This window comes from Kurthia massiliensis (assembly GCF_000285555.1).
Lineage (GTDB): Bacteria > Bacillota > Bacilli > Bacillales_A > Planococcaceae > Kurthia > Kurthia massiliensis.
Genome location: NZ_HE610998.1, coordinates 330,844 through 338,469, shown reverse-complemented (window position 1 = coordinate 338,469; position 7,626 = coordinate 330,844). Strand labels below are relative to the sequence as shown.

Here is a 7,626-nt window from a genome sequence, read left to right as displayed (position 1 = left end):
TAGTTCAAACCGTTATTTTCCACGCATTTTGACACTGAAAATGCGAGATTATCTATCATTCAAGCCCTCACTGTCATTTTTCAGATAAACTATGATATTGTATGTACATCAAAAGAAAGAAAAGGGCGACATATTATGAAAAAGAACTCCACATTGTGGGATTTAGTGTTTTATGTAGCAATCCCACTCGTTATTTGGCATATGCGCGATAAAATCGGATTATCCGATTATATGGCGATGGTCATTTCTGCTGGTCTCGGTATCATTTATGGCTTATATGCATTTAGCAAGCAGAAAAAGTTAAACGTCTTCGGGACATTTATTTTACTCGACTTAATTGCGACAATGCTGATTACCGTATTTTCAGGTTCAGCAATTAATTTATTATGGAACAACGTATACTATACGTACGTATTAGCAGGTGTGTACTTGCTGTCTGTACTCATTCGTAAGCCATTAATGTTATATATGGCATTAGACTTATTTGCGATTGATCCAACACGTCGCGCACGTTTATTACCGATTTTCCACGATAAAAAAGTAAAATTCATTTTTGTTATTTTCACATTATCAATCGTTGTTAAAGAGATTTTACACGGTTTATTCCAAAGCTATTTGATTAATCAATTTGGCGTAAATGCATATGATAAAGGGATTTTAGTAAAGCAAGGAATGAATATTGGTTTTATGGTTATTACATTTGCATTAGTAATGTGGATTATGAAAGAAGCCAGCAAACATTTATCAGAAGAAGAACGCGAGAAATTTTTTAGCTAGGGCAACCTAGCTTTTTTTGCGCAAAAAAGAGGCTGGGGTATAAGTGTAAAAACACCATTTCAAATGAGCATGAAAAAAACCGGAATCGCGCTGTAGCGCGGTTCCAGTTTTTTGTTGCGAACGCTAAAAAAGGAAAATGAAATGTTTTTTCCCAGCCTCTTCTATTATGAAACAATCGAATAATGAATCATCGTTTTTGGATCTTCGAAGTTTGTATAGTGTTCTTCAAAAGCTACTTCCACATCGCATGCGAGCGTACCTTTTGTATATTTCGTGATAATATTCGTTGCAGCAATTTGTTGTGCTAACGTATGCATGTTTATTGTTTCTTCATCGGCAATCAATGTTATTTGACCGGTAGGGTCGAGTGCACGAATTTGACGTGCCAATTCGAAAGTGCTCGGATCATTATTTGTAATTGAAATAAAATAACTATCGGCTTTATACTGTTGTAAATAGTGTAAAATAGAATCCTGTTTACGTGTCGTTAACACTTGGTGGATTGTATATTTATTTAGCAATGCTAAGTTTTTAATCGCGTTATGAATCGTATTAATATCGCTATAATCTTGTTCGAAAATAATGATGCGCATTAGATCGCCTCCTACTTTAAAATCATGCGTAACATATTATGACATCTTTCGACAAAACTTGCAACTATCGTATATGCATATCTTTATGAAATAAAAATATTACTCGTTAGTCTACATAATACAACAAAACATAAATATGGATAAAATATGGAGCAGTAACGATGTTTTTTTGTCGTAAATTGAAAAACTCATGAAAAAATGTAGAAAACGATGATACAGCGTCCTTTTTTCTTCTATAATAGAGTAGGAATAAAGCGTATACTTATATAAGTTATTGTCAGGAGGTACATCATGAGCACAATTGAAGAAAAACGTGAAGCCTATGTACAAGAGAAAATTTCTAAAGAAGGCGTCCGTACATTGAAAAAAGCACGTAAACTTTGGATTTTTGGCCTTTTCGGCGTTCATAAATTTTATTTAAATCATATGGGTAGTGGTCTAGCAATGCTAACGCTAACACTTGCATTTTTATTCGTTCTTTTTACAGATATCGGATTTTATGCGTTAGGTATTGCATTTATTTGGTGGATTTTAGATTTCTTCCGTCTACCAAAACTCGTACAAACAGCCAATGAAATACAACGCGAATACTATGAAGAAGAAGCACAACGTCGTATTCACTAATGATGAGGAGCAGCGCTGTCTGCTCTTTTTTTAATGCTTATAAGTAGAAAGGGGAGAACGTATAAAATATATTGTATTAGCAATGAGCATCCTGTTCGCTGCAGTCTTTTCATTAAGTATGCCAACGCACGCAGCGGCTACAAAAGTTCAAATCCAAACAAAAACAGAAGTATTTTGGTGCAACACACTAAGTGACAAAAACCCTTCATACACTGTGATCATTGACATAGATGGCCCTTATTCGACCAGATAAAAAGAAAAAAGTACACAAAAAAGGATGAGACTTCGTGATCTCATCCTTTTTTTAATGGTTTGATAAACTTGGTGGGTTTTGTTCAGTCAAGACGATTTTACCGTCGCGATAAGTCATACCTTCATAAATAATTTCACCTTGAACGATGAAGCCTTTATAGTAAAGTGTTTCCGCTTCAAAATTTTCAGGGTCTCCAGTCGGATTGTAAAGTACAAATCCAGGCGCAAGTTTACCATCAACGAAGAGCTTATCTTCGTGAACGACGTACCCTTCTGCTAGATCTCCACCGATATATAGTCTGTTTTCAAAAACCATTCGTGGTGTATATCGTGAGCCATCATAATAAAGGCGATAATTGTACGTTGCAAATCCTTTTTTTAAGATGCCATTTTCGTAAAGCTTTTTATCTTTTGATAACGTTAACCCTTGTTTGATTTTCCCATTTGCATACAATTTTCCGTTGTACACAATTTTACCCGAAGCTTTTGTCGAACCTTTGTATAAAATGCCATTAAATAATGTTAAGGAATAGACAGGGCGTCCATTTTTAAAAAGAGCATTCCCTGTGACGTAATAATTTTTTTTATCAACGACACCTTTTTTATACAAAAAGTCTTTATAAACGCCGCTATATAATTTGCCATTTCGGTACAATTTTTTTTGATTAAATATATAACCTTTGACAGTTTTACCGGTCGAAGCATGTACGAGTTTACTTTTCACCACTTTATATTTGGCTGCATCTGCAATAGATGGTTGGAACAATACAGCTCCTGTTAATAGTAAAGCGATGATCGAACGACTTGTCTTTTTCATATCCTTCACGTCCTCGTTGAATATCTATTAGTTATAACGACCATAAAAATAGAAAGTTAAGAAGAATAAAAAATATGGTATTTTAGGTTCAAGTAGTAATAGATTTTATGAAACAAATGACATATATGAGTATCGTAGTAATTGTGATGCTTGATAAGCCTATAGTTGTGGTATAAAAAAGCGTAACATATAGCGATATACTTTGCTATTTTGCATAAAAAACCTGGTGTTTAGCGCTTTACAAGCTTCAAAGTATATGGATATGTATAGATTTAGCGATTTTTTGAGTTGCGAACATATCAAATACGTAATGAAGAAGAAATGAGTATAAAATATATTGAAAAAATAAAATAATTCTAGTAAAAAGATAAAATGTTTATTTTTAATTATAAATATAAAAAACTCGATACGATTTGTACCGAGTTTTGATGTTATTTCGTTTGAAGTTTACGTAAGCCAAAGAATGCGACAAATAGGGCGATTGCTTGAAATAAGAAGTAGAAACCGAGCATTAATGTTAAACTAATGGCTGCGTACATTGGACGTACGAGCAATAAAATCGCAACGATTAAACATAATAAGTTGAAAATCATCGCAATCCAGTAAAGTCCTTTATTTTCACGCATCGACTGGATTTCTGCAAGATTCCCAATGACGTCAATAAAGAACCAAATGGCGAAAATAAAACCTAAAATCGTTAATCCGCCTGTCGGATAAATACATAAATACAAACCGAGTGCTGCGACAATAATGCCGACGATTAAGCGCCACGTTTGATTCGTACCTGTACGTTTTTTCAAACGGAAATATCGCCAAATATCCGTTAATCCTTTAATGATAGCGATTGCTGCACAAATGATAACAATAATTTTTAGCGTGCTGATAGGCTTGATAAATAAAAAGATTGCCAATATAAGACTGAGTAGTGCCAATAATAATGTAAAACGACTCATTTTTTTCATTCATTAAAAACCTCCTTTTGTAAAAATGTTCCACTTAATATACGATCATAAACTGCAAGATGTGTTTATTTTAGAAAGAATGGGGAAGTTATTCGGTGGGAGGCGATGATTTTGACAAAAATCCAAAAAGTCAATGACGTAACAACAATTACATCTGGTGATAAAAGTTATGAACTTGCAGGTGTCGATCCAAAAATTTTAGTAGAGGCAACGCTGGCAGCTTGTGCTGTTAAAACGATGCGTGAAGTATTAGAGCGCGATAACATCGATTATAACGAAGCGGACGTTTCTGCTGAAGTAACAGGTACACTTTCTGAAGAAGGTGTGAAGCGTTTCAATCATTTCGAATTAAAGCTGACATATCCAGCACTTCCAGAAGGATATGATGAACATAAATTTTTAACGACGGTTGAACGTGGCTGTATTATCGGTAATACATTGAAAAATGAAGCAACGGTTGATTTTAAAAAAGCATAAATAAAAAAGGAGCAGTTTCGGACTGCTCTTTTTATTATGGTAAAAATTTATCGATTGTTTTATCAGATACGGATAAATAGTGCTTTGAAATCGTATCAAGCGAACGGTGACCCGTTTGTTCCGCAATCGTTGCAAGATCGGCACCTTTTTCGTGCATGTCGGTGACAAGTGTTTTACGGAAGTTATAGCCGCATAGTCCGGTCCATTTGTTTAAATCGTTCAAATAGCTACGTTCTAATACGTGCTTACTACGATATTTTTTACCATATTGATTGGCAATAATTTGTCCGACGAAATAATCGTCAGGTTTCAATTTATATTCGTCTATGTAGGCGCGTACGGCTTGTGCTACTTCTTCAGTAATTCGTTTCGTTTTAAACGTTTTTTGTTTCTTTAAGTAAACGTCTACTGTACGGCTTTGAAGATCGAAGTCTCGAATTTGTAAGGCGACCATTTCATTCGGACGATTACCTGTAACGAGATTAACGAGGCAAATTGCGCGACCACGTACGTCTAGTCGATCTAACGCTTCTTTTAAAGCTACGGCATCAACCGGCTTTTTACCTTTGACTTGTTTTTGACGAGCATATTCTTCTTGATTGAATAAACTACGCAAATAAGCAGTTTCTTTCAAATACGCTTCATCGTTTAAAAATGTTAGTCCTTGCTCAATTTTAAGTAGCTTTTTAATCGCTGCAAGTCTTTTTTCAAACGTTGTCTTTTTTACTTTTTCTTCTGTAATGGAATAATATAAATAGTCATACATGCTCGAAGCGGATAGCGATTGATGCGTATGCTCGATGTAAGCACGATAGTTTTTAATGTCGTGTTTATAGGCAACTGGTATATGATTTTCGAATGCAACACGTTCTGCGTCTCGCGCAGCTTGTCTACGGCGCGTTTCAAGTTGTTCGATGCCGACGATTTTTTGTTCAGCCATTTTACTCATCCTTTCGTGCAGTGCTTCTTTTAAATTTTAACATATTTGAGGTGGAAAGTCGCTTTTAGAAATAGAAAATCGAACAAATGTTCTTCTTTGAAGAAAGGGCATTTTCCTATAAAAAAAGACCATTTCGAATAGGAAATGGTCTCAAATATTATTTGTAAAATACTTTATCTACGTTATATTTTGCTTTAAATGTATTGATTGCGTATGTTTCGTAAATTTCACGTTCCATTTGGTCTTCAATTTCGTATACTTCGATTTTGAAGATTTCATTGCGGTGATCTTTTACTGGAGATACGTTATCTTCGAAGTGTTTTTTAATACGTTGACGAATTTTACGTGCTTTACCAACGAATAAAAGTTCGTTTGCTTCGTTATAGAAGAAGAAAACGCCGCCTTTTTCACGAGTGATTTTGTGGAAGTCGATGAAACCGTGATACGGTGTGATTGGCGTATCGCCTTCTTTTAGTTTTTGTTCGCGTTGTTGAATAACAACATCTGGCTTAGGCATTGTGATTGTGATCATATGTGTTTTTCAGTCCTTTTACATGTCTTGAAAGATTATTATAACATGATTTCATTAAAAGATATAGCGCGACCTCTATTTAGAAATCGTTTTCGTCGCTTATTTTGTCAACATCAATTATAATGAAGGTAGAAACCATCTATAAAAAACCCCTTACGCATGTTCTATGTGTAAGGGGTTTTGTTGTGTAAGATGTTGTTACTTATCGTTTCAAGCGCTATTAATGAATTTAAACGTGCAAAAAACATGGAAAAATGGGTATATACATAATATTAGATCATCCTATGAGGCAAAGGAGGGATTCAATGTTAGGTTTATTTAAACGTAAAACAAATACGAAAAAGGGACGCCAGTATGTTGAGCAAATAAAAGTGGATTCGACAGCTTCACATACATATACGTCGAGCGCATCTGCAAGTCAACAATGTAATTTAGCGCAAAGTAATAATAGTGATACGTCTAGTATTGCCGATAGTAGTTCTTGTGGAGGGGTTTAAGTTTTTACGTTTACATATGTCAGAAAGTTGCGATGATTACAGAAAAGTAGTATAAAAGTTATATAAGTATTTTTCTATTTAGATGGGAATAAGTAATATATATGGAGGGATAATATGGTATATGAAACAGGCGAAATCATATGTAGCAATTGCAGAAGTATTATTAAATGGAAAAAACCATCGGAAGACAACATAGAGCACGAACCATCTGCTCAACAATTACAAGCATCGAAATATGTTCCAATTACGAATGAGGATGATGAAATTCGATGTCCACAATGTTTAGTATACGTTCCTCTAACGTCTAAAATTTAACAATCTACGACACGCGGGGAGTTTAGATCACGCGTGTTTTTTACGATATCGTCTATGGAAGAGGAGGAATCATTTTGTCTACATCGATTATTTTATGCATTGTATTTAGCATACTCGGTGCTGTATTTTTGTCTGGAAAAGGCGCTGGACTTATTGCTGGATATAATATGAAATCAGATGAAGAAAAAGCTGCGTTTAATGAAAAAGCGCTTTGTCAGACAATGGCGGTTATCTGTTTCGGTGTCGCGTTAAGTTTTGTCGTCGATATGGTTGGCTATTGGACAAATCAAGTAATTTGGCATCATATGAGTACGGCATTCGTTATTATCATTGTCATTTTTGGCATCATTTACATGAATACGAGTAAAAAAATCAAGCATTCTTAAAGGTTTCATGTTACAGTTAGGGACGGAACATATAATTATACGTAGCTAGGAGAACAACATGATTGAAATTAAAAACTCAGAAGTAAGTGGTCGCGGCGTCTTCGCTTCAGTCGATATTCCAGCAGGAACGCTTTTCCACCAAGCACCAGTTATCACATACCCGAATGAGGAGCACCAATACGTGGAAAAAACAGTATTTGCTGACTACACATTCGAATATGGCATTGGCCGTTCAGCGATTCTTTTAGGATATGGCATGCTGTTCAACCATTCATATGAGCCAAATGCAAATTATGAAATTAACTTTGATAACGAAACATTCGATTTCTTTGCTTTTAAAGACATTAAAGTAGGCGAAGAAGTATTCATTAATTATAACGGAGATGTAGACGATACAGATCCACTTTGGTTCAACGAAGATTACGAAGAAACAAAAGAAGATTAATATAAAAAA

The 7,626-nt window shown here is 34.8% G+C and carries 12 protein-coding genes; 7 read left to right on the top strand and 5 right to left on the bottom strand.

Annotation, left to right across the window (positions count from 1 at the left end):
* Positions 1–135: 135 nt before the first annotated feature.
* Positions 136–777 (top strand): VC0807 family protein, encoded by a 642-nt coding sequence (locus KMHG_RS17650; RefSeq protein ID WP_010288996.1) that lies wholly within the window; start codon positions 136–138, stop codon positions 775–777.
* Between the two features lie 164 nt (positions 778–941).
* Here KMHG_RS17650 and KMHG_RS09420 read toward each other — a convergent pair whose 3' ends face one another.
* A complete protein-coding gene (locus KMHG_RS09420) occupies positions 942–1,370 on the bottom strand; it encodes a response regulator (RefSeq protein WP_010288995.1) in 429 nt (142 codons plus the stop codon).
* 291 nt (positions 1,371–1,661) lie between these two features.
* Here KMHG_RS09420 and KMHG_RS09415 point away from each other — a divergent pair, with 291 nt between their 5' ends.
* Positions 1,662–1,994 carry a TM2 domain-containing protein gene (locus KMHG_RS09415; protein ID WP_010288994.1) on the top strand — a complete coding sequence of 111 codons (333 nt, stop codon included), beginning with the start codon at positions 1,662–1,664 and terminating at the stop codon, positions 1,992–1,994.
* A 304-nt stretch (positions 1,995–2,298) separates the two neighbouring features.
* On the opposite strand, the gene KMHG_RS09410 is transcribed toward KMHG_RS09415, so the two are convergent.
* Positions 2,299–3,063 carry a hypothetical protein gene (locus tag KMHG_RS09410; RefSeq protein WP_010288992.1) on the bottom strand — a complete coding sequence of 255 codons (765 nt, stop codon included), beginning with the start codon at positions 3,061–3,063 and terminating at the stop codon, positions 2,299–2,301.
* Between the two features lie 431 nt (positions 3,064–3,494).
* On the bottom strand, positions 3,495–4,025 hold the full coding sequence (locus KMHG_RS09405) for an HdeD family acid-resistance protein (protein WP_010288991.1): 531 nt from the start codon (positions 4,023–4,025) through the stop codon (positions 3,495–3,497).
* A gap of 111 nt (positions 4,026–4,136) precedes the next feature.
* On the opposite strand from KMHG_RS09405, the gene KMHG_RS09400 reads away from it, so the two are divergent.
* Entirely contained in the window at positions 4,137–4,502 is a 366-nt protein-coding gene (locus KMHG_RS09400) for an OsmC family protein (RefSeq protein WP_010288990.1), read from the top strand.
* Positions 4,503–4,536: 34 nt separating this feature from the next.
* Here the strand turns inward: KMHG_RS09400 and KMHG_RS09395 are convergent, their stop codons facing one another.
* Both KMHG_RS09395 and KMHG_RS09390 read right to left on the bottom strand, forming a co-directional pair.
* On the bottom strand, positions 4,537–5,442 hold the full coding sequence (locus KMHG_RS09395; protein ID WP_010288988.1) for a tyrosine-type recombinase/integrase: 906 nt from the start codon (positions 5,440–5,442) through the stop codon (positions 4,537–4,539).
* A 157-nt stretch (positions 5,443–5,599) separates the two neighbouring features.
* The gene (locus KMHG_RS09390; protein ID WP_010288986.1) at positions 5,600–5,974 is read right to left on the bottom strand and encodes a nucleotide excision repair endonuclease; all 375 of its coding nucleotides are present in this window, start codon (positions 5,972–5,974) and stop codon (positions 5,600–5,602) included.
* Between the two features lie 305 nt (positions 5,975–6,279).
* Here KMHG_RS09390 and KMHG_RS09385 point away from each other — a divergent pair, with 305 nt between their 5' ends.
* The 4 genes from KMHG_RS09385 (at position 6,280) to KMHG_RS09370 (ending at position 7,617) form a co-directional block, all read left to right on the top strand.
* A complete protein-coding gene (locus tag KMHG_RS09385; RefSeq protein ID WP_010288985.1) occupies positions 6,280–6,471 on the top strand; it encodes a hypothetical protein in 192 nt (63 codons plus the stop codon).
* A 114-nt stretch (positions 6,472–6,585) separates the two neighbouring features.
* Positions 6,586–6,786 (top strand): hypothetical protein, encoded by a 201-nt coding sequence (locus tag KMHG_RS09380; RefSeq protein WP_010288984.1) that lies wholly within the window; start codon positions 6,586–6,588, stop codon positions 6,784–6,786.
* A gap of 74 nt (positions 6,787–6,860) precedes the next feature.
* On the top strand, positions 6,861–7,172 hold the full coding sequence (locus KMHG_RS09375) for a DUF3784 domain-containing protein (protein WP_010288982.1): 312 nt from the start codon (positions 6,861–6,863) through the stop codon (positions 7,170–7,172).
* Positions 7,173–7,230: 58 nt separating this feature from the next.
* Complete coding sequence (locus KMHG_RS09370; RefSeq protein WP_010288980.1) at positions 7,231–7,617, top strand: SET domain-containing protein; 387 nt, start codon at positions 7,231–7,233, stop codon at positions 7,615–7,617.
* Positions 7,618–7,626 lie beyond the last annotated feature (9 nt).